This window comes from Bacillus sp. EE-W1, assembly GCF_009760835.1.
GTDB classification, from domain to species: domain Bacteria; phylum Bacillota; class Bacilli; order Bacillales; family Bacillaceae_G; genus Bacillus_A; species Bacillus_A wiedmannii.
Window position 1 is genome coordinate 353,350 of record NZ_WIPE01000063.1, and the last position, 24,879, is coordinate 378,228.

Consider the following 24,879-nt stretch of genomic DNA (forward strand, 5'->3'; position numbering starts at 1 on the left):
AATAAAAGCGTTTTCAATAAAACTAGAAAGACGACACAAATATGTTAATAATTTGAATATCTTAATGCGCTTCTTTATTCTTTTTTAGTAAAACTATATTTTGTATAATAGACGCAAAGAAAATACATAACCAAAAACACTTTTGTGGATTGCCGTTTATAAAGAAAACTATCAACGCTATTGCAAATAAAGTAGTGGATGCTAAACTAAAATATAATTTTGTTTTAATTCCCACTAGCCCTCACTCCTCTATCACTTTACAGTACATATTAACTCTTCATGTTTTAACTCTAATATGTACTTTTGTAAAACATATTCTCTTCCACCATGTTTTTCATACCAATCCTGTATTCTTTTAACATGCATCTCGTCACTTCTAATTTTTGATTCAATGTCTTTATACTGTTCATAACTGTCATATTCCCATATGGCGAATATTTCTGTTGTACCATCATTATTATCTTTCATCCAGCGTCCTATTAGCCTGGAACCATGCTTTAACTGGTTAGGTAAGTTTGTGTTAGTAAAATGCTCATTAAATATTTCTACAAATTCATTTTTTACTATATAGTACTTTCTTCTGTAAAACATCCCATTACAACCGTATTATAATACTTCCCATCCGACAGCTTTTTGTCATTTTTCAAAATACCTTCTACTTCAAAACCTAATTTTTTATAAAGTTGAATAGCTTTTTCATTTGTCTCTAGCACTTGTAATGATATCTTTTTCACTTCATTTTCATCAGCCCACTGAATAGATTGTTGCAAGAGACTCTTACCGATTCTATATCCCCAAAACTCTCTTAAAATACAAACACCAAATTCTACCTTATGGGATAATCTCTTCAAATTTGATCCTTCACATCTTGAAAATCCTACGATTTGGTTGTGCACTTCTGCAACTAAAAAGAGATTCTTCATCTCTTCACTATCTACTTTTATTATTTTTTGAAAACCTATCTTATTTATAAATCCCTCTCCAGCTTCTCTATCCATATTTTCAGTTTCGCCATCGATCTGAACTCTAATCTTCGATAATTGCTCAGCATCCATTTCAGCTGCAGAACGAATTGTGTAAGTTAACCCATTAATATGAAACTCTTGTCCTTTTATAATCATTACAAACTCCTTTTAAATGCAATCTATTGACGCTATTATAATTTCTTTTCCTTGTTTCTCAAATTGTTGAATCGTTTCTTTACTAGCCTCTTCATCTGTTATTATAAGGTCAATTTCTATCAGTGACTCTCCTTTGATAAAGCAGTCTCTTCCAAGTTTCTTATGAGGAGCTAAACAAATATTTCTTCTAGCAATTTTACTTACTCTTTTTCCAAAATAAGCAACTTCCGGAGTTGCAGTACTTATACCGTTCAATGAAATGCCACCACCTGTAGAGAAATAAAGATCAATAGATAATCTACTTATCATTTCAGAGGCAAGTGTATCTGTCATATTCCCTGATGGTTTCACCTTTCCACCAATTAAGTATGTATCAATGTTCTTATATTCCCGTAAGGTACTAGCAATTTCTAAAGCATTCGTAATCACTGTAAATGACATTTCAGGTAAGTATTTTAACATGGCATAATGAATAGAAGCCCCGCCAATAAAAACGGAATCTCCTTCTTGTATGTAGGATGCAGCAACTTTCGCAATCGCTTCTTCACCTAGTGAACTATCACGATAACGTTTCGATGGTTCAGCAGTTAAATTCCTTACTCTAGTAAGTTCGATTGCACCTCCATGTGTTCTTTTTAACAAGCCATCCTTCTCCATAATAGATAAATCTCTTCTTATAGAATCAATAGACATATCGAAACTTTCCGCAAGATCTTTAGCAATTACCCTTCCATCTTTCTTAAGTAACTCTAAAATTTTTTCTCTACGCTCTTCAGTAAACATGTTCCCACCACCATTATTGAAGATTCAGAAATTTAATCTTTATTTTAATTATATGCACGCCTCTTCCGTTTTACAATATTTTCAATTCTTATTTATTCCGTTTTATACAGTATTCTCCCTCTTTCTATCCTTTTTAACTTGAAAACTTCACCAAAATAATTAAATAATATATATATAGCAAAGCTGCCCTTTAACAGATATATATTGGAAACTTGATAATTTAGCATCTAAATAAAAAACAGTCTTATAAGACTGTTTTTTTTGTTTGTAAAGTTATAAAGTTTACTAGTTACCTATCTCAAGCAATACGTCTTTTGCACAAATTGTCACTTCTTCATATGGGCCATCAAATAATACACCCAATTCGAACCCTTCATTAGTAAGATCTATTTCATGACATAACCACCATGCACCTTCAAAATCTTCCGGAATAGAACATTTCGTTACCCCTATAAAAGTTACTTGCAGTTTATCAAATTCACTGAACGTGCCGCTGCAATCCAAAGTAATAATTAGCGTATCTTTTGATAATCTCTCTACTGATTTGACTACACTGTCATGTAGTGAGTAATCATGTAACTGAATAACATTTGTTGGGAGTTTTTTCTTAATCGAATGGAATTGCTCTAAGTAGAATCGATCTAAATGAGCCCTTCTTTTCTCACAATCCTCTATCCATTCTTTCATAAGTTTTTTCAATTCACTAGAAGGATATTCTGAATTAATTATGGTGTTATGAATAAATGGGTGTATGGATTCAGGAAGGAATTTTAATAAATCTGTTTTCCTTTCCTTTATTTCCGCTATTAAACTTTGTATATCCATTTCTGACCATTCTTTTATAGACTCTATAAAACTTACAAATTCTATAATTTGCATTTCTTTATACCAATCTCCAGTGAAATTCTTCAATCGCACCACCCCTAAAACATTTTAACATCCCACAAAAGCAATACATCTATTTATTATATCATTCCAATAACTATTTTTTCTAAAGAAAAAATGCAAAACTATAAATATTCCGCCTTTTATTTCTAAAACTTCAGAATATTTACAATAGTTGATAATTAGAATACATTTTACTAGTACAAAGTTTCACCTGTACAAAATCTAAACAAAAAGGGATGGTTATATGTTGAAGAAATTAGTAGCAGGTACACTAGTAGCGGGATTTGCATTCACTGGAGGACTTGGAGTAGCAAGTGCTGAAGAAAAAGCTAACACAATTAAGTCTTTTGATTATTTAAAAGTGGATGAACAGAATGTTAATTCACTTACAAAATTAAGTGATCAGGACAAGAAAGATATCCAAATTACTATGGTATTACCAGAGCAAAATGAAAATGGAGATTGGTTAGCTTACGGTTTTACTAGCCGCGAAACATTAGATGCTTATATTGAAAAGGATAAAAAAGTACTTAAAAATAAAATTAATCCTTTAGGTAGCGGTGCTGGTAGTACTGATTTTTATGAACATAAAGATAAAGGTGGCCAATATATTTACTGGAGCAGCGGTTTTAAAAACTTACCTTCTAGCTGGAATGACAGAATTTCTTCTGTAAGTACAGCATCGCCTTCAGCAAGTTATTCAACGACACTTTGGGAGCATACTTCAACACAAGGCTATGGAAAAGGTGTTGTATTCAAACATGCTGATTGGTACGGTAAAACTGCTAATTTAGCTGCTGATTGGAACGATATTACTTCAGCGATTGACGTAAAAAAATAATAAGATATTCAATTTTCCCTGTAAAAATTCAAACCACTATTCTCTTATTCATTTAGAGAATAGCGGTTTATTAATTTTCTATTTAAGCATGTACAGCATGCCCTACAGCTTGTAATAACGCTTCATGAATCGCTTCAGATAAAGTTGGATGCGCTGCAATATAATCTCTCATAATATCAGCGGTAACTTCTGTATGAATCATTACAGTTCCTTGTCCGATTAGTTCGGTTGCACGAGGACCGATAATAGAAATCCCAACAATTTCTTGATATTTAGGTTCCACGATAACTTTTACTTTACCCGTTTGTTCTCCAATAATAAGCGCTTTTCCGTTCGCTGTAAAAGGAAATTCTCCGATAAGAATATCACCGTATTGTTCTCTTGCATCTTTTTCGTTTAAACCAACACTTGCGATTTCTGGGGATGTGTATATACATCGAGGTACTGCATGATAGTTAACTTTCACATCTTCTCCACTCATATGTAACGCTGCTGTCGTTCCTTCATGGAAAGCAACGTGAGCAAGTTGTATTCCACCAATCACATCACCTGCTGCGTAAATATGTGATACATTTGTTTGCATATGTTCATTCACAGAAATTCCTTTATTTGAAAATTGAACACCTGCTTTTTTTAAATCTAATTTTTGTACACGTGGTTTTCGGCCGACAGAAACGAGAACAATTTCCGGATTGACTACTTGGATACTTCCTTCATATTCAAATGAAGCCTGCTTCTTATAATTATTTAATCCTTTTAAAGCAGCTCCTGTAAATATTTCTACGCCATCATTTTCTAGTTTATCTCTTAAAATATGTGCGATATCTTCATCTTCACCAGGTAATAATTGCGGTGCCATTTCAACAATCGTAACTTTTGTTCCAAGACGACTATAAATACTTGCAAACTCGCAACCTATTACACCACCGCCAACGATTAATAATGATTTCGGTATATTTTCTAGGGACATTGCATGGCTACTATTTAAAATCCACTGCCCATCAAATGGAGCAAAAGGTAATTCAGTCGGTTCTGAACCTGTTGCTATAATGAACTGGGCTCCATCTACTACATCTACTTTATCACCGTGTGTAACTCGTACACGGTGATCCGTTTCAAATTTCGCTTTACCTTGTATAACTTTTATTTTATTTTTCTTCATTAAATATTGAATTCCTTGGACAAGCTGCGTTACGATCTGTGATTTCCTCGCCTGTATTTGCTTCCAATCAATTGATATACTTCCTTTGTTAAGCGTAACTCCGTAATTATTCGCTTTTCTCACAATGTCATGCACTTCCGCACTTTCTAACAATGATTTTGTAGGCATGCAACCAACATTTAAACAAGTCCCGCCAAGATCAGCTTCATCAATAAGAATGACATCTTTCCCATTTTGAGCCGCAGTAATTGCTGCTACATAGCCAGCAGGTCCGCCTCCAATAACGACTAATTTACTCATTCTCTCACCTTCTCTTTATAAAAGAATTGTTACAGGTTCTTCTAAATAACGTTTAATTGTACGTAAAAATGCAGCTGCTGGTGCACCATCTAATACACGATGATCGAATGTTAAACTTAAAGGTAACATACTTCCTTTTCTTAATTTTTTCCCTTTATATACAGGAACATGTTCAATTGCACCAACACCTAAAATACCAGTTTCAGGTGTATTTAATACTGGTGTGAAATATTCAATCCCAAAGCTACCTAAATTACTAATTGTAAAGGTTGTCCCTTGCATATCGTCACTACTTAAACTACCTTCTCTTGCTTTTTGTGCCAAAATTTTAATTTCTTTAGATAACTCTACTAAAGATAAATTATTAGCAAAGCGAATAGACGGAACGACTAATCCTTTTTCTAACGCGACTGCCATGCCTAAATGAACATGTTCAAATTGATGAATTGCATCATCTATATAAGCGCTGTTCATTTCTTTATGCTCCGCAAGTGCTAATACAACAGCGCGAGAAACGAAATCCGTAATGGTTAGTTTGTTATCGTATCGTTTTTGTACAACTTCCGCTATGTCTTTATGTAAAGCTACTAAATCTGTCACATCTACTTTCATCGTTAATGTTAATTGCGCACTATTTTGTAGGCTTGCATGCATACGGTTTGCGATTGCTTTCCTCATACCAGTCACAGGAATGACTTTACTTTCTTCTTGTTCAAGTACTTCTGGAATTGCAACTCTTTCCTCAAGTGCCTTTAAAACATCTACCTTTGTAATTCTTCCTCCAGGTCCTGTACCAATTAATGATCTAATATCAAGATTTTCAGTTTTTGCAATCTTTTTCGCAACCGGAGATATTTTGATTCTTTGCTTCGCTACTTCTTTCGCATATGGTTCTGGATGTTGTATATTTTTAGGTTCTGCATTAGGTGTTTTTTCTTCTACAACATTTGTATTTTCATAGACTTCTACTATTTCGTTCGGCTTACCGATATAGCAAATTACAGTACCCGGCGGCACTCCCTCATCTTCACTTACAGCTATATCAAGAACAGTTCCATCAGCCGGTGCTTCTATTTCAGTTTCGATTTTTTCCGAGTTAATGCTAGCAATTAGTTCACCTTTTGATACGTTATCGCCTGCTTTAATATTCCAGCTCGTAATAATACCTTCTTTCATCGCCATACCTAACTTTGGCATTACAACTTCTACAGCCATGTTTCTCTCTCCCTTCTCATCGTTTCATTACACATGTAATAAAGATTGGTCTCCGATCATTTCTGATACAGTTTCAATTACTTTCTCCGGCGTTGGTAAATATAACTTTTCAAGTGGTGGAGAGAATGGAACTGGTGTATGTGGTGCTGTAATTCGTTTAATAGGCGCATCTAATAAATCGAATCCTTTATCCGCTACAATTGCCGCAATATCTGTTGCGATACTACATCTTGGATTTGCTTCATCAATAACAATAAGACGATTTGTTTTTTCAACTGATGCTAAAATCGTATCTTCATCAAGCGGTGATAAAGAACGTGGATCGATTACTTCTACTTCAAGTCCTTTTTTCGATAATTGCTCAGCAGCTGCAAGTGCTGTATGAACTTGTTTTCCAATTGCGACGATTGTTACATCAGAACCTTCACGTTTTATATCTGCTTTTCCTAATGGAATTGTATAGTATCCTTCCGGCACTTTACCTTTCATATTGTAAAGTGTTTTATCTTCAAAGAAGATTACTGGATCATCATCTTCAATTGCCGCTAATAATAAGCCTTTTGCATCATACGGAGTAGAAGGAACGACAACTTTTATACCTGGAATGCTCGTAAACAACGCATATAAACTTTGCGAATGCTGTGCCGCTGCGCTAAATCCAGCACCATGCATCGTACGTACTGTAACTGGCACTTTCGCTTTACCACCGAACATATAGCGGAACTTTGCCCCTTGGTTTAATACTTGATCAAGACAACTACCGATAAAATCATTAAACATTAATTCAGCAATCGGACGTAGTCCTGTTGCCGCAGCTGCCATCGCCGCTCCCATATAACCTGCTTCTGAAATTGGAGTATCTAAAATACGATTTCGGCCAAACTCTTGTACAAGTCCTTTTGTAACGCCGAGTACACCGCCCCATGCCTCATCATCTTGCAAGTGATCAACTTGTGCACCACCTGCAACGTCTTCTCCTATTAAAATTACGTTTTCATCACGACGCATTGAGATTTTCATCGCTTCATTAATTGCAGTTGACATACTTACTGTTCTAGTCATTATTTTTCACCCTCCTCTTATTTGTAAGAAACGTATACATCTTTTAATAACTCTTCATTCTCTGGATATGGACTATTTTCACTAAATTCAATTGATTTTTGCACTGCTTCATCTACTGCCCTTTCCATATCTACAAGCTCAGATTCAGTTAATAAAGCTTCATGAATTAAATGCTTACGGAAATTCACAATCGCATCTTTTTCATTTAAATGTTCTTCTTTTTCTTCTGAAGTTTTATACGTTTGCGCTTCACCTTCGAAATGACCGTAATTTCGATATGTCATACATTCAATTATTGTTGGACCACCGCCATTACGCGCACGTTCTACTGCTTCTTCCGCCGCTTTATACACTGAAAGCAAGTCCTTTCCATCCACTTGAACACCTGGAATATTGTAAGCTTTCGCGCGATCTGCAATGGAATTACAACTTGAAGCATATTCAAATGTCGTTGCTTCACCGTAACCGTTATTTTCTGCGATAAAAATAACTGGTAACTTCCAAATCGCAGCTAAATTAACCCCTTCATGGAATGTACCTTCATTATTTGCTCCGTCACCGAAGAAACAAACACTTACATCTTTCGTTCCTTTATATTTAGCTGTTAATGCTGAGCCGCAAGCAAGTGGAAAACCTCCGCCTACAATCCCATTTGCACCAAGCATTCCTTTATCTAAATCAGCAATATGCATGGAACCGCCTTTCCCTTTACATAACCCTGTCGCTTTCCCAAAAAGTTCAGCCATCATCCCGTTTAAATCACAACCTTTTGCGATACAATGCCCATGTCCTCTATGTGTACTTGTAATACTGTCACGATCCGTTAAGTGGGCACATACACCAACTGCTACTGCTTCTTCACCTGCGTATAAATGAACGAAACCTGGCAAAACGCCTTGCGCGAATAATTCATGCACCTTATCTTCAAACTTACGAATTTCAAACATTTTTTCATACATCCAACGAGCTTGTTCTTTCGTAATTTCATTCCCTTTACTTTCAGTTGTTTTTAACATGTTCAGCCCTCCTATTTTTTTGTTCATCTTTTATATTGCAAGTACTATGCCAAATTCTAATCCTTGATTTAATAGGTTTTCTCTTTTCTTTCAAAATAAAAAAGTGGACAAAATGAGACATCTGTCTCGTTTTGTCCACTTTTGTTCACCTAATTTGAGAATTATTATTTTATTCAGGATCAAAACTCTTCTGTAACTTCCGGATGTAAATAATTTGACCTATATGATAAGCATTATGAGTTGTTACATTTGCTAATATTTCCCACCACTTTGCAGAAACATGAAATCCAACTACATCACTTTCAACCTTCTCTTCATTTATAAGCTTTTGCCATTGTAACAGTTTCTCTAGTAGTTTTTCTCTTAACTCATCGAAGGTTTGATTATTTGAAAGCATAAAACTTTTGTTATTATCACCAATAGCGGGCACAGCATCCACATTCAATTCTTTGTACCTAGTTTGCCACGTTGAATTCCAATACAGTAAATGTTGTACAATTTCAGCTATACTATTACTCTCTTCATTCGGTTTCCAGAAAGCTTCTCTCTCAGGTAGATCTTTCACTGCATCTGAAAATGGAATATACCAACTAGGATCGTTTGCATTCGCTAATAATTGATCTGCTAAAACATCTTTCACATGGGCCATTTTTTCCCCTCATTTCATTAACATATTCATACTCACTTCTCTATATACGCTGAGTCTTTATAATTCCCTTTTTTAAAAATCTCATAGAATATAGAATTAACGGGTATTGCTCTCAATACGAATGTAAGAATAATAGATTTTCTTATCATAACTCGTTATGATAAAAGAAAAAGAAAGCTGGCGGAAAATGGATAAAAAAATCGCAGTTATAACCGGGGCTTCAAGTGGTTTCGGTCTTTTAACAACACTTGAGCTTGCGAAAAAAGACTATTTAGTCATAGCTACAATGCGAAACCTTAATAAACAAGAAGATTTAATATCTCAAGCTACTAAACTGAACTTACAACAAAACATAACAGTTCAACAATTAGATGTAACCGATCAAAACTCTATACATAACTTTCAATTATTTTTAAAAGAAATAAATAGAGTAGATCTTCTCATTAATAATGCAGGATATGCAAATGGGGGCTTTGTAGAAGAAATTCCAGTAGAGGAATACCGTAAACAATTTGAAACGAACCTTTTTGGAGCTATATCAATTACTCAACTTGTATTACCTTATATGAGAGAACAAAAAAGTGGGAAAATCATTAATATAAGCAGTATTAGTGGCCAAGTCGGATTCCCTGGTCTATCTCCTTACGTTTCTTCAAAATATGCATTAGAAGGCTGGAGTGAATCCCTTCGTTTAGAAGTAAAGCCTTTCGGAATAGATGTTGCTTTAATTGAACCTGGTTCTTATAACACGAATATATGGGAAGTTGGTAAACAACTAGCTACAAACCAATCTGATACATCTTCTCCTTACAAAGAATATATGGGTAAAATACAAAAACATATTAATAGCGGCAGTGATACATTTGGTAATCCGATAGAAGTTGCTAATAAAATTATAGAAATCGCTGAATCTAAGCGTACGAATTTACGATATCCGATTGGAAAAGGTGTAAAATTTATGATCTTTGCGAAGAGGATTCTTCCTTGGAGATTGTGGGAATACCTTGTATTGAGAACCTTTAAGAAAATGTAGTTAACTTTTTTGATAAACATTTTGAAAGAGGTGCTAATTAAATGTTAGGTTTACCGTATGGAAAAGTGTTTTTAGTTCCGTGGACTGAACAATGGGAAATTGAATTTATGAAAGAGAAACAATTCATTGAGGAACAAATTGGCGAACATATTTTAGCAATACACCATATTGGTAGTACCTCTATTCCACATTTAAGTGCAAAGCCAATTATTGATATTGCAATCGAATTAGAAGATTATACGGACGGTTTAACATGTATTAAAAAGTTAGAACTGCTAAACTATAAATACAGAAAAGATGTATTGCCTGAACGATATTATTTTAATAAAGGAGAGCCAAGAACTCATCAAATTCATATGTATGAACAAAGGAATACATATTTAATAGAACAATTACAATTCAGAGATTACTTAATAGACAATAAAACTTCTCGTATTCAGTATGAACAGTTAAAGACTCAACTTTCACAAGCTAATCCTAATGATAAAAATAAATATGCTGAGGATAAAACAAATTTCGTTACATCCATATTAGCCAAAATAAATGATGAATTTAAATAAGAAACCATTTACTACTCAATGGTTTCTTATTTATTAGTTAACTCTTGATTTGTACCATCAATAATCACCTTATTATGCAGCAGGTGGAACGAAATAAACTAGTATCGAGAGGATCAATATAAATGCAACCATTCCCGTTATCGAGAGTATATATTCTTTTGATTCTCTATCATACTTCCATTCCATCCATGCTCTTAAAGTCGATGATATCCCTAAATAAGTGAACATGACATAAGCCATTTTAGAGTTTTCAAATTTAAACATATAATAACAACTACCTATTATATAAATAATAATAAGTCCTATTTCTATTTTTACATGTAAACTATTCACATGCTTATATCCGAAGAAGCCTCTTTTCTCCATATTTAATTTTATTCTTAAACACTGTTCTAAAAAGTAACCACCTATAGCCAGTCCAATAATAATAATCAAGATTGTAGAAATACCCATTGTTATCCCCCCTCTTATTACTTTATTTATTTTTAGAAATAGAGTGGACTATATTACGTTTATTCTCTTCTAAATAACTTACAATTCCTTCAGGATATGTGGCCCTCTCCTTTAGTTCATTTATACTTTTCCAAATTAATATAATATCCTCATATTCTTTATGTCTAATTTCATTTATTACCCTCTCTTTAACAATTCCCCTATGTATCAATGTGCAATGATGTCCTTTTTCGTTGTCCCACTCGAAAATATGTTCATTTACTACGGCCAATTCTTGAACATCAATCTTCAAATCGTATTCTTCCATTAATTCTCGTATTATCGCTTCTTTTGCAGTTTCCCCAAATTCAATAGAACCACCTGGAAAACGGTAAAATGATTCATTCTCATCACATTGTACAAGTACTTTAGAATGATCTTCATTTAAGATCATTACTTCAGCGCGTAATCGAGGACTTTTCATTTCTTCTCTCCCTATAATTGCTCATTTTGTGATATTGCCATAGTGTCTTAATCAATACGTATTAAATAAGGAAATATAGAATTATCCCCGTTATCAATAGTGATACAACTCCGCCTAAGGATATCAAAAACTCCCTTGATTCTCTATCATATTTCCATTCCATATATGATTCGAAACTATACAACGTAATTAAAAACAGAAAGGGTAGGAAGCCCATGTATAGAGGGTTCGAAAGAGAAGAACATATAATTATAACTACTATATACGAAAAAATAATAATCCTGTTTCCCCATTTATGCAGCTTATTTACATATTTATTATTCCATCCTTTTTGTTTCGGTATATTTAGCCTTTTTCTCACTATATCTTCTAAAACAAATAAGAATATGATCCATAAAACTAATACAATTACTTTCACATGCATTAGAGAGATCACCTCCTTTATCTTATCGTCTGGATTTTCTCCGGCTGATCACTCGGATACGTAGTACTCATTTTGTTCTCTACGTCCCAACTAATAATAGTCGCACTATCTCTCCCTAATTGCTGATGAACGTGTTCTAAAACATTATGAACATTTTCTTTTAGTTCTACATTACTTCCGTTCATATCATTATACAGATTCAATGGTGTTTCATAATGACGTTCCCCGCATTCTAATACCCCATCTGTGACTATTACAATTCGATTCTTTCCAGCACGTAATTCACGAATTCCTGTTGAATAGCAAGGGACTGGTAAATTAAATGTGTTTATATTTCCAATCCATTCGTAAAAATGACGTTGATTTAATGCATATTGTCCTAACTTATGTAACTCTTCATGAAATACATAAACTAAACAATCACCAATAGATAACCACCATATGTAGTTTTCTTTTCTTACACATATTAAGCACGCTGTTTCCCCTTTTACTCTTTTGCACTTTTCTTTAAATGAGAGGGATTGAAAGATTGTAAGTAGATGATTTTCAACAGATCGAAATACTGTATCAATTGATTCATTCATCATTACTTTTATATTTTCATATTCTTTTTGGATTGTATTTACTACTAAATCAACACTTTCCGCACTATTATGTCCATCTAAAATAGCTGCAAATTCCCAATCACCATTTGACCAAACTAACGCACCATCTTCGTTCTTTTTTGCTCCGGCGCTTATATTCCCGCCGTATTTTCCAAGTACAACGTCACCATATTGTTTAACTGAAATTTCTCCTAAACACATTTCTGTATTTCCAACCCATGAATATTGTCTATTATTTGTTGTATGCATACTCATTTACCATATACTTTCGTATTCTTTCACATATTTTTTTGATTTTCTCTTCGTCACCATATGGCGCATCAGTCCATTTCGCTACTTCAGTTGGTGACCAAAATTCTTTGGGTGTATTTGGATAACGTGGTATGATGTGCATGTGCATATGTGGTACACCATTTCCTGAAACAAAAGTGTAAATATGCTCTGCACCTTCGCTTTCTTTTAACGCTTTACTTACTCTACTTGTTATAAGTCCGAACGTTTTCGCTTCCTCATCTGTTAGTTCAGCAAGACCAGGTATATGTCTTTTTATATCTATCATTACATAACCAAGGTATGTTTCTTCACTATCCCAGTGGACATGTCCAACATAAACGAGTTCATCTTCATAAATAGCTCCACCTGGAACTGTAATATTTCCTTTATGTTTCTCGCAAATAAAGCATTTTCGTTCTACTTGATTATTTGTTGACATATCCATCACCATCCTTTTTATGAATAATATCATAAAAAAAGGAAAAACAGGATTTATATTCCGAAAATTCATTCTTTCAATTCGGCAATTTTTGAAATAAATTTGCACCTTATTATTTCTTCAAAAACGCAATCCCAATTACGATTCCAATCACAATTCCGATTACTAAATTATTAGTAAAAAAGCCTTGAAATACACCGATTACAACCCCTATACCGACACCTATTGCCAAGGCATCATTCCTTTTATTATTTTTAGCCAAAATTGCATCTCCTCCCATCATTTCTCCCTAAATAACATACATTTACTTGAATGTATTAATATATTCACTATATCACTTGAATATTTCCAAAAAATGCACTATAACTTCACATATAATATTTTCCATTTTCTGTACATACTCCTTTTATAATGAAAAATTTCAAGTAACCATTAAATATATATAGGCATTTACTATAAGAAATATCAGTAAGTCATTTAAGGAGGAACGATTCAAATGCATCCTCGTTGGAATCCAAATATAAATCAACAATATGTATATTCCCCCCATCCCGTAAGGAATACATTGCATCAAGATTCACAATATATGATGCAGCGTATTGCAAGTCTTGAAAGTCAATTAGCGAAACTAATCTCATTAATCGACGAAAATAATCAATTAATTAAATCAATGGAACAACAACAAAACCAAGTTTGCACACCAGCTGGCGGTTCTGTTATCGTTCGTATGTAATTTTTTGAACAAAAAACACACTTTGTATAATAAAGTGTGTTTTCCTTTTATCTTCTTTTTTGATGAAATCCTTGTGTAATGCGGTCTAATATAATCGCAATGACAACAATAGCTAGTCCGGCTTCGAATCCCATTCCAATATTAACTTGTGTTACAGAACGGTATACATCAACTCCAAGACCTGGCGCTCCTACAAGAGATGCTGTTACTACCATTGATAAAGAAAGCATTATACTTTGGTTCACACCAGCCATGATTGTTCCAGTTGCGAGTGGTAATTGTACTTTAAATAATTTTTGTGATGCGGTAGAGCCAAATGCATTCGCTGCTTCAATTAAATCTTCTGGAACTTGTCTAATTCCTAAGTCAGTAAAACGAATTGTCGGTGGCATTGCAAAGATTACGGATGCGATAATCCCAGGCACTACACCTACTCCGAAAAATGTAATTGCAGGAATAAGATATACGAAAGCCGGCATTGTTTGCATAAAGTCTAATGTCGGTTTTAAAAATTTTGAGAATCGTTCATTTTGAGAAGCTAAAATTCCGATTGGGATTCCTACAATAATTGAAATAATAACAGACGTAAGTACAAGTGCTAATGTTTGCATCGTCTGTGCCCAGTAGTTAATATTTAAAATAAATAATAAACCGATCAGTGTAAAAATAATTAAAGATACCTTTCTCGTTGTGTACCAAATGAGGAAACAAAGGATAATAATCATCAATATGGCCGGTATTATTGTTAAAAAATTAGTGAGTAAATCAACGAATCCACCGATAATATAAGAGAACCCTCGGAATAAGCCTTCAAGGTGCTCATATAAACTTGCAACAAATGAATCGACCCATTCCCCTAATGGAATACGTGGTATACTACTCATCGTCTTTCACCTCTTCCTCAATATTACCTGCAAGAGCTTGAATGACACTTTCGCGTTTAATAATTCCTCTAAGCCTTTTCTTCTCATCAATTACTGGTAACGGATATTTCATCTCCGCCATTTTCGCATACGTTTCTTCAAGTAAAGTATCTAAATACACATGCGGGATATCGGTAAGTAATAAATCAGCAATTGGCCACTGTTTTTGAACGGCTTTACTCGCATCATCTGCCGTTAATATCCCTAAAAACTCATACTTTTTGTTAACAACATACACAGTAGAAACGCCAGCGTTCCTCATAATTTGAAGTGCTACACGCGGTCCACGATCAATTAATAAAGTCTCCGGTCGTTTTAATATAGATTCCGCCGTGATTACTTTTCCTAAATTTACATCCGCTACGAATTTCTCTACAAATTCATTGGCAGGACTCATCATAATTTCTTCCGGTGTTCCAATTTGGACAATCTCTCCATCTTTCATTAATGCGATACGATCTCCAATTCGAAGAGCTTCATCTAAATCATGTGTAATAAAAATAATTGTTTTCTCCATTTTATCTTGTAATTCTAACAGCTCATCTTGCATTTCTTTTCGAATCAGTGGGTCTAATGCACTAAATGACTCATCCATTAACAATACATCTGGATTATTTGTTAATGCCCTTGCGATTCCAACACGTTGCTGCATACCGCCACTAAGTTGACTTGGATAATTATCTTTATGATGATCAAGTCCTACTAACTGTAGCGATTCTAACGCTTTATTCTCTCGTTCCTCTACTGGAACTCCTTGAATTTCTAACCCGTACGCAACATTTTGTATCACTGTACGATGTGGAAATAAAGCGAACTTTTGAAACACCATACTCATCTTCGTTCTTCTCACTCTTCGCAACTCTTCTTTTCCCATCGTTGCGATATCTTCACCATCTATGTATATATGCCCCGCTGTTGGTTTAATTAATTGGTTTAACATCCGAACTAACGTAGATTTCCCGCTACCAGACAAACCCATAATAACGAAAATCTCTCCAGTATATACTTCAAAGGTTGCCTTTTTTACACCAACGTTCATTCCTGTCTCTTTCAAAATTTCCGATTTGCTTTTTCCTTCTTTTAATAAAGACAGCGCTCTTTGCGGGTGTTTCCCAAATACTTTTGTTACGTTTTCAACACGCACCTTTGTATTATCCATGTCACTACTCCTTTTCTACCCATCTATTCATATAGTGTTGCGATTTTACAAAGAAATATTACATAAAAATGACATTCATAAGATTTCTTTAAAATTCGCGTTTCCGTTCATAATAAGAATGCTTACTTATACATTTATTTAAAAAGGCAAACATTTCTTAGGAGGGTTTCGATGAAAAAGAAAATATGGCTTATATGCCTTGCATTATTTATTACTATGATATTCTCTTCATGTAATGCAACAAATGCAAATTCGAAAGGAAAAATTAAACTTGGTGTAACAAGTTGGAAAGAAAACATTGCAACGGCAAACATGTGGAAAGTTTTATTAGAACAAAAAGGTTACAAAGTTGAGCTCATGTACTTAGAAAAAGCTGCAATTTGGACTGGCGTTGCTCGTGGTGATGTTGATGCTAATTTAGAAGTATGGCTACCCGTTACGGATAAACCGCTAAATGCTCGTTATAAAGATGATATAGTCTTAAAATCAAAATGGTATGAAGGTACTGGACTTGGCCTTGTCGTCCCTTCTTATATGAAAAACATTAACAGTATTGAGGATTTAAATGCTCATAAAGATGAATTAGATAACAAAATTGTCGGTATCGAACCCGGTAGTAGTCTTATGAATTTAACAAATAAAGCGATGAAGGAATATGATATTAAACTAAAACTTGTCCAATCTTCTGAAGCTGCGATGATGAGTGAATTAAAGAAAGCATATACGAAAAAGAAACCAATCGCTGTTACGCTTTGGAATCCTCATTGGGGCTTTTCAGAATTTGACTTAAAATATTTAAAAGACCCTAAGAAAGTATATGGTGAAAAAGATGACATTTATTACTCTGTTCGTAAAGGTTTCGAAAAAGATTATCCAGATATCGTGAAATACTTTGACAAATGGAAAATGAACGATGAACAACTTGGTACATTAATGGTCATGTTAAATAAAACGAAAGATCCTGAAGAAGCGGCGCGCAAATGGATTGAAAAGAATCAAGCGCTAGTTGATGAATGGGTAAAAGATTAATAAAACAGGCTAGAGGAATAGCATATCCTCTAGCCTGTTTTATCTTATTTTTTCGTAACAACATCATCTACAATCCCATATTCTTTCGCTTCTTCAGCAGTCATAAAATAATCTCTTTCTGTATCATGTGCTACTCTTTCAATCGATTGCCCCGTTTTTTTTGCAATCATTTTATTAATATCACGCTTTAACTTTAGTATTCTTTTCGCTGTTATTTCAATTTCTGTTGCCTGCCCCTGTGCACCACCAAGTGGTTGATGGATCATAATTTCACTATTAGGGAGTGCAAACCGTTTTCCTTTTGCACCTGATAATAATAACAATGCACCAAATGATGCTGCAAATCCCATGCATAGCGTTTGTACATCTGGTTTAATGAGATTCATCGTATCTAATATGGCAAAACCCGCTGTTGTTGAACCACCTGGGCTATTGATGTATAAATATATATCTTTCTCTGCATCTTCCGCTTCTAAAAATAATAATTGAGCTACGACACTACTCGCTACTTGATCATTTATTTCTGAACCGATAATAATAATGCGATCTTTTAATAACCTTGAATATATATCATAGGAACGTTCTCCTAATTTCGTTTGTTCTACTACATATGGAATTGCATTCATTTTAAATCCCTCCAATAATTGTTATGCAACGCAAAGCATACAACTGTAGGAAGAAGGGTTTTTCGCATAAAACAATAAGACTGGCTGTATAGATGGTAACTTAGTAAAATCTATTGTCGGAAGGAGTTTCGTTAATAATTCTGGTCTCTCCTCACGAATAGACGTTACTACAACTTCAATATCATCTGTGAATTCGACAATCTCTATCCCTTCTTCGCTTACAATTTTCAGCCTATTTCTACTCCGAAATAAAGAGGCTTTTACTGCACCTTCTGATACGGAACATACTTTAGCAATATCAGCGATACTATATTGAAAAACATCTTTTAATAATAAAATCGCGGATTGTTGTACATTTAATGACGATAATACTTTCCCTACCATTTCATGCAAATCTGCAATGTTCTCTTGTGGGGCATCAAAAATAATTTGTTCCTTTATTTTTTCATGAACTGATTTTGATTTCATCTGGTCTATCCAGCGATTTCTAGCTATTTTATATACAAGCGTCATACAAATATCTTTATTACTATATTTTTGAAGGACTTTACAAACTGTTTCTTGAGCAAGATCTTCGCCGTCCCATTTGTTTTTCGTTAAAAATGTACAGTACCTTTTCAATTCTCCATATTGCTCAATTAAAAAGTTTATATTTGAATGATTCATATCGATATGATTCTTTAAAATATGAGTTACTTTTGTGCACAAAATAACCACTCCTTTTCAGCGCTTACTTAATTAACGATTAAACAAATAAAAAAGTTACGGGGCATATAAAAAAATTATGTTTATGTTCAATAATTCGCGGTCATAAATATGTTATGTACAATTTTACGTGAGGAGGAACAAATTTGCCAAAATTAACAATTGAAGGTGCGGGAACTTTTGATGTAAAAGAAGGCACAAAGTTAGTATTAGCGATCGAAGATAACGGTGTACACATTCTCCATCGCTGCGGTGGGAAAGCACGCTGCACAACTTGTAGAGTAGAAATTATAGCAGGTGAGTTTTGTGAAGCAAGTTCTAATGAAAAAAATGCAATTACGGAAAAAGGAATTGAAGATCACTTACGTTTATCATGCCAAATGCACGTACATAAAGATATAGTCGTTCGTCCTATACTTACAGTGGAAAATTCAGGTCTAGATGCAGGCCCACGTCCAGCAGAATAATATGCTGAATTTAAAACAGCTCGCTGGTGAATATGCTGCAAACTTTGTAAAATATGGGATGAAAGTTGGACTTGGCACAGGTTCTACTGTATATTGGACGATACAAAAATTAGGTGAGCGTGTAAAAGAAGGCTTATCATTTCAAGCTGTACCAACGTCAAAAGAAACGGAAGTATTAGCTAAACAACTAAATATCTCTCTAATTTCGTTAAACGACGTACAAAGCCTTGATCTTACAATTGATGGAGCGGATGAAATTGATGCTAATTTACAACTTATAAAAGGTGGTGGTGGCGCATTACTTCGCGAGAAAATTGTTGCCACTTCCTCCAAAGAACTAATTATTATTGCTGACGAATCGAAACTTGTAACACATTTAGGTACTTTCCCAGTACCTGTTGAAATTATACCTTTTTCATGGAAACAAACCGAAAGGAAAATTCAATCTTTAGGTTGTCAAACAACGTTACGTTTAAAAAATAACGAAACGTTTATTACCGATAACAAAAACATGATTATCGATTGTATATTCCCTCATAACATATCTAATCCAGCAAATTTACACACTCAATTAAAAATGATTACAGGTGTAGTTGAAACAGGGTTGTTTGTTAATATGACTAGCAAGGCGATTATTGGAACTGAAAACGGAATAGAGGAATTATAAATCCGCTTTATTCCGTGTAGTTAAAAAGGATGAGGTGCTTCCTCATCCTTTTTTCATGTCATTAGTAACGAATCTAATTGTATGAATTACAAACATTATAATAAAAATTACTGTAACAATTAACGGAAAGTAAAAATCATTAGATGTTGTTTTACGGCTATATATAATGAACCAAAATATAGGTATACCAGGTAACATTACTACACCACTAACAAAATTGAGGGTAATTTTATTTATTTTGCTTTTTAACAGAATATGAATAATGAAATTAGAAAGGAAAATAAGAAATAATGTAGTTATTAATAATGACATTATTTCTTATTTTCCATATTGATTGCAGACGTTAGTTCATAATATATTCTTTTTGACGTCAGAAACTCAAAATCATTTATTTTATGAAAAATTTAACTTCCATCTTTTTTATTGTTCAAGCACAAAAAATAAAATAATGTTGAAGTATGATATACTATGAAAACAAAAGAACATCACTCTAGAAAGGGCTGAACAATTTGCACTCCAAAATCATAACAGAACTTACAGATTTAGAAACTGCCTTTCATATTCGAAAAGAAGTATTTGTAAAAGAACAAAATGTCCCTCTTGAAGATGAATTCGATACATTCGATAAAATTGGTGAGAAATGCAAACATATTTTAGTTTATTATAACGATCTTCCTGTAGGTACAGGTCGTATACGATTTGTTGACGGTGCAGGAAAATTAGAACGCATCTGTATTTTAAAAGACTATCGTAAATACGGATTAGGAAAAGTAATAATCAAAGCGCTAGAAGAAATTGCTCGTGACAAAGAAGCTACAAAAGTAAAACTACACGGTCAAACACAAGCTGAAGGATTTTATAAAAAATTAGATTATCAAACTTCTTCTGATGTATTTATTGAAGATGGTATTCCGCATGTTATTATGACGAAAGTACTATCATAATAAAAAGGGTAGTATATAAATTCATATACTACCCTTTTTTATAAATAGAAAAGTGAATTCTCAAGATTTTCTTTTGCATCAAAGCCCATCATCTCTTAGTTCATATCTAGGTAAAGCTTACACTGTTTTCCATAATGATAAGGCATAAATCCAGTTTGGATCCCCATTTCCTTGATAACTCTGGACAGCTTCATATACTTTTCCCTCGTGTAGAACTCTATCTCCCTTTTTATATGCTTTCTTTGCATTCCACTCTTCATATGAAGCGCTTTCAGTTTTTGTAGTAATTGTGAATATATCACTCTGTACAGATTCATTTCCAGCTACATCAACAGCTTTCACTACATATTTATAAGTAGTATTAGGAAGTAAATTTTTATCCATATAAGAAGTCGTATTGGATGTTGCAATTTTTTTTAATGATCCTTCTGTTTCTCTATAAATATCGTAATGGTCTACACCAATATTATCGTCAGAGGGACTCCACATTAGATCCACACTTGACGCTGTCGTTCCCATACTATGTAATCCTTTTGGTTGTGTTGGTACTTCTGTATCAGGCGCCTCAACTGTTGTTTTTACTGTAAGCGCTGCACTTTCTTTCGATACATTTCCAGCTGAGTCAATTGCTTTTACAGTATAAGAGTATTCTGTACTTGGTTGTAATTTTTTATCAATAAAATGAGTTCCTGGTACTGTATCAATCATCTCTCCGTTACGGAAGATTTGATACCCTTTTACCCCTACATTATCCGTAGAAGCGTTCCACGTTAGTTCTATACTATTCGCTGTTACGTTTTGTGTCTGAATTCCATTTGGACTACTTGGAGCTTCTATGTCCGGTTTCACATCATTAATAAGATTAACATCAATTACATTATAAAATGCATTTGCTGTATCAGCTACATCCCATACTGCTAAAATCACATGATATCCACTACGATCAGTAGGCACATTGATTTTGTGAGTTAAATGATTTGAGGCTGCAGAACCATCATGTTGTACAGTTCCAATTGGTTCTAAATCTGCTCTTGTGAGCGCTTTATTTGGGTTCCATTCTTTTTTTGTAATATAGTAATGCCATTTACTTGTTAAGTGAGGCGCTGTATATTTCCAAGTAAAAGTATTTTCCCCGCCTGTGATTGTATTTTTAAACCAACGATCAGCTGTTTGTTGATCTAAAACACCACCAAATTTACCACCTGCAGAAGCGATTTGACCATCAACTGGGCCAGCTTGCGGGAACCCTTTTGGAGCTTCCAAACTTTGTGGTTCATACATAACACTTCCACAGTTTGCATTTAGTGCACCATAGGTTGGACTACATAAAGCAGATCGGCTGCTAGGCTTTTCAACAAAACCGTGCGCGTATGCGTTTTGAGGAATAAGTGTCGTGCCAATAATTCCAGCTGTTAATGCAACAGCTCCTAGACTTTTTTTGTTCATTTTCATGTTTTGTAGTTGTTTTAATAATCGATTATTCATGTTCCTGTCCCCTTCTTGTTATACTTTGTAGTGTAATGTGGGCTTCGATGTAAAAGAATAACAAGAGACAATTTTGTATCGATGTATGTGTTAATTATGCATACACCGCAGTGAAAATATATTTCATTTCTTGTGAAATATTTCACTTGATGAATATATCATGACATAAAAATCATCAAAGTATGTGCAGAAGTTGTGCAGAAATGATGAAAGCATTAGTAACACGTAAAACTATGGTCCGGATTTATAAAACAGAATATTTAACCTTTCAAAACAACGAATTCTCCGCTTCATATAAAAGAAGAGTGTCTATACCATTTCATATAGACACTCTTCTCATGTATAATCTTACATTTATTACTGACCTATAAATGTAAAAATCTCATCAGCAGCTTTCTTATAGCCACCAGATTTTCGGAAAGACTCCTTCAAATTCAATGCAGCTTCTTTATATGATGGATTATTTAATACAAATTCTACACTTTCACGTAGTTGTTCCACAGTTAATTCATTTATAGATAACTTAATCCCAGCTCCTAGATTCTCTACTTGCTTTGCGATTACTGGCTGATCTGCACTTTGCGGAATTACAATGAGTGGAATCCCGTTATTTAATCCTTCATGTGTACTGTTCATTCCGCCATGTGTAATAAACAACTTTGTATATGCAAGTAGTTTAGTTTGTGGTACATAGTTTTTTACAATGAAGTTTTTAGGAATGTTACCTAAATCACTTATTTTTGTTTTATTACCGATAGACATAACAATAGTATGATCACTATTCTCGAACGCCTTCATACAAAGTTTATAAAAATCAAGCGATTCATTAAAAACAGTGCCTAGTGAAATGTAAATCGGGCTTTTTTCTTCAATTGTAGTAAAATCAAACTCTTCATCTTTTACTTGTGCAGGGATGGATGGACCTACAAATTTAAATGTTTCATTAAACATATCTCCAAAAGGTTGGAACTCTTTTATTGTATACACAATAGTAAGTGGCGCTGGATTACAGAAAACTTCATATGGTGAGTTTATTTCAACATTATATTTTTCCGCAATCCCCTTAGTTAATCTTTCAAAATCATTATGTATCCTATCCTGAACTTCCATTGGGATACTTTTAGACAAGTAATCCAACATTTGTTCAAATGATTTTTCATTCTGTGCAAAAGATGTACAAGAATTTATTGCTGGAAGATTTAGAATTTGAGCAATTAAACGGCCACAGCCAAACATTGAATCATGAATGATGTAATCAAACTGTTCCCCTTCAATTTGTTCAAGAACATTTGGTATAATAACATCTGCCGTATGTAAAAGACCATTTATTCTCTCTGATAAATAATTTCGACCACCAGAAAGAAAAGCTTTTAAAAACTTTTGCTCGTCAATTGTTCGTACAGTAGCACCCGTTCTCTCAATACGATCTCTAAAAGATTCAATTGAAAAATAAACTACCTCTTCCCCACGTGAAACTAATTCTTCTACAACTTGCAATGTTGGATTTATATGTCCTTCTGATCCAGTATTAATGAATAAAACACGTGCCACTTTAAACACTCCTTAATTTAAATCTTATCTATGTTGCCATTAGTATTATAGGTATTTTGTCTTATTCTTCTAAATGGACCTAGCAAGCCTAAACCCAAGGTCATCTATATGAAATGTAGGATGACTACGGCGACGACAAGTCGCACCGCAACCTCTAGCTGCTTCAGCCCAGCTACCGCCGCGGAAAATTCGGTATGATCCGTACACTTGTTCATCATATAAATCATTGCACCATTCCCAAACGTTTCCTAACATATCGTAAAGTCCCCATGCATTCGGTTCTTTTTTTCCGACCTCATGAATATGTCCACTTGAATTTTCATTGTACCAAGCAATCTCTTTCAGTTCTCCATATATGTATCCCGTAGTTCCTGCCTTACACGCATATTGCCACTCTGCTTCAAAAGGTAATCGGTAGCCATTTGAATCTAAATTACAACTAACATTTAGACCATCTTCACTAATAGAATAATATTCTTTTAATCCCGCTTTTTTGGAAAGTAAATTACAAAATATAATAGCATCATTCCATGAAATATTTACAACTGGTTTATTACTATTTTCATTACCATTTAGTGCAAGATTCATAATAGCATAATATAATTCCGCTGTTACAACATACTTTGCAAGAAGAAACGGTTTAACTTGAACTTGCCATTGTTTTTTTATTCGATCATCTCTTAATTCTACTTTTCCTGCTGGAATTTTCACCATATTAGAATCAACCGGGCCAATGAATCTATTCAATTCTATCCCCCCATGTTATTTCTTTTTATAATCTAACTATTTATAGTATCGTACTTCTCTAAAAATAGTCTTACTTCATTTGAAGACTTTAAAATAATAACATCTTTATCTTTACTCAATTGATTTAGCCTCTTTAAAATTGAAGTTCGTTTTGTTTTAGGATATTGCCATATCCATTTAAAAAATTGCAAATCAAACCTTTCTTCACATCCAGCACCCATATCCGGTCTTGTTTTATTCCGATATTGTACAACCCTTTTAAAAGCACGATAAACACATATTGTTCTATTAATATCAAGAAAGATAATTGTATCAGCAGCGTTAATTCTTATGTCCATTGTCCCGCCATAATTCCCATCAATAATCCACTCATCTTCTTTAACTAATTCATTTTGAACCTTTCTTTGCTCCTCTTTCGGTACACCTTCCCAATTCGGTTTCCAAAATAACGCATCAAGATGATGTACTTTAATATTTAATTTATTACCTAACTGCCTTGCTAATGTAGATTTTCCTGAACCACCAGAACCTATTAATATTATTTTTTTCATACATA

31 protein-coding genes are annotated in these 24,879 nt (G+C 33.9%); 8 read left to right on the forward strand and 23 right to left on the reverse strand.

All coding sequences use genetic code 11. The features are described 5' to 3' along the window. Positions 1-252 precede the first annotated feature (252 nt). From GFJ36_RS14490 to GFJ36_RS14505, 4 genes are all read right to left on the reverse strand, one after another. A complete protein-coding gene (locus GFJ36_RS14490) occupies positions 253-591 on the reverse strand; it encodes an NIPSNAP family protein (RefSeq protein WP_088063669.1) in 339 nt (112 codons plus the stop codon). Beyond that, on the reverse strand, positions 564-1,121 hold the full coding sequence (locus tag GFJ36_RS14495) for a GNAT family N-acetyltransferase (protein WP_097890124.1): 558 nt from the start codon (positions 1,119-1,121) through the stop codon (positions 564-566). Before GFJ36_RS14495 ends, GFJ36_RS14490 begins: the two co-directional genes overlap by 28 nt. A gap of 12 nt (positions 1,122-1,133) precedes the next feature. Next, on the reverse strand, positions 1,134-1,904 hold the full coding sequence (locus GFJ36_RS14500) for a DeoR/GlpR family DNA-binding transcription regulator (RefSeq protein ID WP_087983887.1): 771 nt from the start codon (positions 1,902-1,904) through the stop codon (positions 1,134-1,136). A gap of 285 nt (positions 1,905-2,189) precedes the next feature. Beyond that, positions 2,190-2,816, reverse strand: coding sequence for a DUF4085 family protein (locus GFJ36_RS14505; protein WP_087983885.1), 627 nt, complete (start codon positions 2,814-2,816; stop codon positions 2,190-2,192). Between the two features lie 220 nt (positions 2,817-3,036). On the opposite strand from GFJ36_RS14505, the gene GFJ36_RS14510 reads away from it, so the two are divergent. Then, positions 3,037-3,633: a hypothetical protein gene (locus GFJ36_RS14510; RefSeq protein WP_087983884.1), complete on the forward strand. Its 597-nt coding sequence runs from the start codon at positions 3,037-3,039 to the stop codon at positions 3,631-3,633. Positions 3,634-3,715: 82 nt separating this feature from the next. Here the strand turns inward: GFJ36_RS14510 and lpdA are convergent, their stop codons facing one another. From lpdA to GFJ36_RS14535, 5 genes are all read right to left on the reverse strand, one after another. Beyond that, the gene (gene lpdA / locus GFJ36_RS14515) at positions 3,716-5,095 is read right to left on the reverse strand and encodes a dihydrolipoyl dehydrogenase (RefSeq protein WP_087983883.1); all 1,380 of its coding nucleotides are present in this window, start codon (positions 5,093-5,095) and stop codon (positions 3,716-3,718) included. 15 nt (positions 5,096-5,110) lie between these two features. Next, positions 5,111-6,310 (reverse strand): dihydrolipoamide acetyltransferase family protein, encoded by a 1,200-nt coding sequence (locus GFJ36_RS14520; RefSeq protein WP_087983882.1) that lies wholly within the window; start codon positions 6,308-6,310, stop codon positions 5,111-5,113. Between the two features lie 27 nt (positions 6,311-6,337). Next, a complete protein-coding gene (acoB, locus tag GFJ36_RS14525) occupies positions 6,338-7,372 on the reverse strand; it encodes an acetoin:2,6-dichlorophenolindophenol oxidoreductase subunit beta (RefSeq protein ID WP_097890122.1) in 1,035 nt (344 codons plus the stop codon). A 17-nt stretch (positions 7,373-7,389) separates the two neighbouring features. Then, positions 7,390-8,388, reverse strand: coding sequence for an acetoin:2,6-dichlorophenolindophenol oxidoreductase subunit alpha (acoA, locus tag GFJ36_RS14530; RefSeq protein WP_097890121.1), 999 nt, complete (start codon positions 8,386-8,388; stop codon positions 7,390-7,392). A 169-nt stretch (positions 8,389-8,557) separates the two neighbouring features. Continuing rightward, positions 8,558-9,037: a DinB family protein gene (locus GFJ36_RS14535; protein WP_097890120.1), complete on the reverse strand. Its 480-nt coding sequence runs from the start codon at positions 9,035-9,037 to the stop codon at positions 8,558-8,560. A 187-nt stretch (positions 9,038-9,224) separates the two neighbouring features. Here GFJ36_RS14535 and GFJ36_RS14540 point away from each other — a divergent pair, with 187 nt between their 5' ends. Together GFJ36_RS14540 and GFJ36_RS14545 are read left to right on the forward strand one after the other, a co-directional pair. After that, positions 9,225-10,070, forward strand: coding sequence for an oxidoreductase (locus tag GFJ36_RS14540; protein WP_206752526.1), 846 nt, complete (start codon positions 9,225-9,227; stop codon positions 10,068-10,070). A gap of 41 nt (positions 10,071-10,111) precedes the next feature. Continuing rightward, entirely contained in the window at positions 10,112-10,630 is a 519-nt protein-coding gene (locus GFJ36_RS14545; protein ID WP_087983878.1) for a GrpB family protein, read from the forward strand. 72 nt (positions 10,631-10,702) lie between these two features. Here the strand turns inward: GFJ36_RS14545 and GFJ36_RS14550 are convergent, their stop codons facing one another. The 6 genes from GFJ36_RS14550 to GFJ36_RS14575 all read right to left on the reverse strand — a co-directional run bounded on the left by GFJ36_RS14550 (position 10,703) and on the right by GFJ36_RS14575 (position 13,567). Continuing rightward, positions 10,703-11,083, reverse strand: coding sequence for a DUF4181 domain-containing protein (locus GFJ36_RS14550; RefSeq protein WP_087983877.1), 381 nt, complete (start codon positions 11,081-11,083; stop codon positions 10,703-10,705). 22 nt (positions 11,084-11,105) lie between these two features. Then, a complete protein-coding gene (locus GFJ36_RS14555; RefSeq protein ID WP_087983876.1) occupies positions 11,106-11,546 on the reverse strand; it encodes an NUDIX domain-containing protein in 441 nt (146 codons plus the stop codon). A gap of 61 nt (positions 11,547-11,607) precedes the next feature. Further along, complete coding sequence (locus GFJ36_RS14560; protein ID WP_157349662.1) at positions 11,608-11,970, reverse strand: DUF4181 domain-containing protein; 363 nt, start codon at positions 11,968-11,970, stop codon at positions 11,608-11,610. A 17-nt stretch (positions 11,971-11,987) separates the two neighbouring features. After that, the gene (locus GFJ36_RS14565) at positions 11,988-12,830 is read right to left on the reverse strand and encodes a PP2C family serine/threonine-protein phosphatase (protein ID WP_137035753.1); all 843 of its coding nucleotides are present in this window, start codon (positions 12,828-12,830) and stop codon (positions 11,988-11,990) included. After that, the gene (locus GFJ36_RS14570) at positions 12,808-13,359 is read right to left on the reverse strand and encodes an HIT family protein (RefSeq protein ID WP_157349668.1); all 552 of its coding nucleotides are present in this window, start codon (positions 13,357-13,359) and stop codon (positions 12,808-12,810) included. Before GFJ36_RS14570 ends, GFJ36_RS14565 begins: the two co-directional genes overlap by 23 nt. 40 nt (positions 13,360-13,399) lie before the next feature. Continuing rightward, the gene (locus GFJ36_RS14575) at positions 13,400-13,567 is read right to left on the reverse strand and encodes a glycine zipper domain-containing protein (protein ID WP_048547350.1); all 168 of its coding nucleotides are present in this window, start codon (positions 13,565-13,567) and stop codon (positions 13,400-13,402) included. 216 nt (positions 13,568-13,783) lie between these two features. On the opposite strand from GFJ36_RS14575, the gene GFJ36_RS14580 reads away from it, so the two are divergent. Continuing rightward, the gene (locus GFJ36_RS14580; RefSeq protein ID WP_137013974.1) at positions 13,784-14,020 is read left to right on the forward strand and encodes a hypothetical protein; all 237 of its coding nucleotides are present in this window, start codon (positions 13,784-13,786) and stop codon (positions 14,018-14,020) included. Between the two features lie 47 nt (positions 14,021-14,067). Here the strand turns inward: GFJ36_RS14580 and GFJ36_RS14585 are convergent, their stop codons facing one another. Both GFJ36_RS14585 and GFJ36_RS14590 read right to left on the reverse strand, forming a co-directional pair. Beyond that, positions 14,068-14,904 carry an ABC transporter permease gene (locus tag GFJ36_RS14585; RefSeq protein WP_000095064.1) on the reverse strand — a complete coding sequence of 279 codons (837 nt, stop codon included), beginning with the start codon at positions 14,902-14,904 and terminating at the stop codon, positions 14,068-14,070. Next, on the reverse strand, positions 14,897-16,102 hold the full coding sequence (locus GFJ36_RS14590; protein WP_000370614.1) for a quaternary amine ABC transporter ATP-binding protein: 1,206 nt from the start codon (positions 16,100-16,102) through the stop codon (positions 14,897-14,899). Before GFJ36_RS14590 ends, GFJ36_RS14585 begins: the two co-directional genes overlap by 8 nt. 171 nt (positions 16,103-16,273) lie before the next feature. Between GFJ36_RS14590 and GFJ36_RS14595 the strand changes: the two genes are divergently transcribed. Then, complete coding sequence (locus tag GFJ36_RS14595; RefSeq protein ID WP_048547352.1) at positions 16,274-17,131, forward strand: glycine betaine ABC transporter substrate-binding protein; 858 nt, start codon at positions 16,274-16,276, stop codon at positions 17,129-17,131. 44 nt (positions 17,132-17,175) lie between these two features. Here the strand turns inward: GFJ36_RS14595 and clpP are convergent, their stop codons facing one another. Together clpP and GFJ36_RS14605 are read right to left on the reverse strand one after the other, a co-directional pair. Next, positions 17,176-17,757, reverse strand: coding sequence for an ATP-dependent Clp endopeptidase proteolytic subunit ClpP (gene clpP, locus GFJ36_RS14600; protein ID WP_087983871.1), 582 nt, complete (start codon positions 17,755-17,757; stop codon positions 17,176-17,178). A 21-nt stretch (positions 17,758-17,778) separates the two neighbouring features. Further along, positions 17,779-18,465 (reverse strand): RNA polymerase subunit sigma-70, encoded by a 687-nt coding sequence (locus tag GFJ36_RS14605; protein WP_087983870.1) that lies wholly within the window; start codon positions 18,463-18,465, stop codon positions 17,779-17,781. A gap of 143 nt (positions 18,466-18,608) precedes the next feature. Between GFJ36_RS14605 and GFJ36_RS14610 the strand changes: the two genes are divergently transcribed. The 3 genes from GFJ36_RS14610 (at position 18,609) to GFJ36_RS14620 (ending at position 20,540) form a co-directional block, all read left to right on the forward strand. Further along, the gene (locus tag GFJ36_RS14610) at positions 18,609-18,929 is read left to right on the forward strand and encodes a 2Fe-2S iron-sulfur cluster-binding protein (RefSeq protein WP_001125375.1); all 321 of its coding nucleotides are present in this window, start codon (positions 18,609-18,611) and stop codon (positions 18,927-18,929) included. Between the two features lie 4 nt (positions 18,930-18,933). Further along, on the forward strand, positions 18,934-19,596 hold the full coding sequence (gene rpiA, locus GFJ36_RS14615; protein WP_087983916.1) for a ribose-5-phosphate isomerase RpiA: 663 nt from the start codon (positions 18,934-18,936) through the stop codon (positions 19,594-19,596). Between the two features lie 509 nt (positions 19,597-20,105). Next, entirely contained in the window at positions 20,106-20,540 is a 435-nt protein-coding gene (locus GFJ36_RS14620; RefSeq protein WP_060486723.1) for a GNAT family N-acetyltransferase, read from the forward strand. A gap of 117 nt (positions 20,541-20,657) precedes the next feature. Here GFJ36_RS14620 and GFJ36_RS14625 read toward each other — a convergent pair whose 3' ends face one another. The 4 genes from GFJ36_RS14625 to GFJ36_RS14640 form a co-directional block, all read right to left on the reverse strand. Then, the gene (locus GFJ36_RS14625) at positions 20,658-22,025 is read right to left on the reverse strand and encodes a lytic polysaccharide monooxygenase (RefSeq protein WP_087983869.1); all 1,368 of its coding nucleotides are present in this window, start codon (positions 22,023-22,025) and stop codon (positions 20,658-20,660) included. Between the two features lie 357 nt (positions 22,026-22,382). Further along, positions 22,383-23,576, reverse strand: a complete 1,194-nt coding sequence (locus GFJ36_RS14630; RefSeq protein WP_097890115.1) for a macrolide family glycosyltransferase — start codon at positions 23,574-23,576, stop codon at positions 22,383-22,385. A 69-nt stretch (positions 23,577-23,645) separates the two neighbouring features. Beyond that, the gene (locus GFJ36_RS14635) at positions 23,646-24,323 is read right to left on the reverse strand and encodes a formylglycine-generating enzyme family protein (protein ID WP_194956671.1); all 678 of its coding nucleotides are present in this window, start codon (positions 24,321-24,323) and stop codon (positions 23,646-23,648) included. A 32-nt stretch (positions 24,324-24,355) separates the two neighbouring features. After that, the gene (locus tag GFJ36_RS14640) at positions 24,356-24,874 is read right to left on the reverse strand and encodes a DNA topology modulation protein (protein ID WP_098230299.1); all 519 of its coding nucleotides are present in this window, start codon (positions 24,872-24,874) and stop codon (positions 24,356-24,358) included. Positions 24,875-24,879 lie beyond the last annotated feature (5 nt).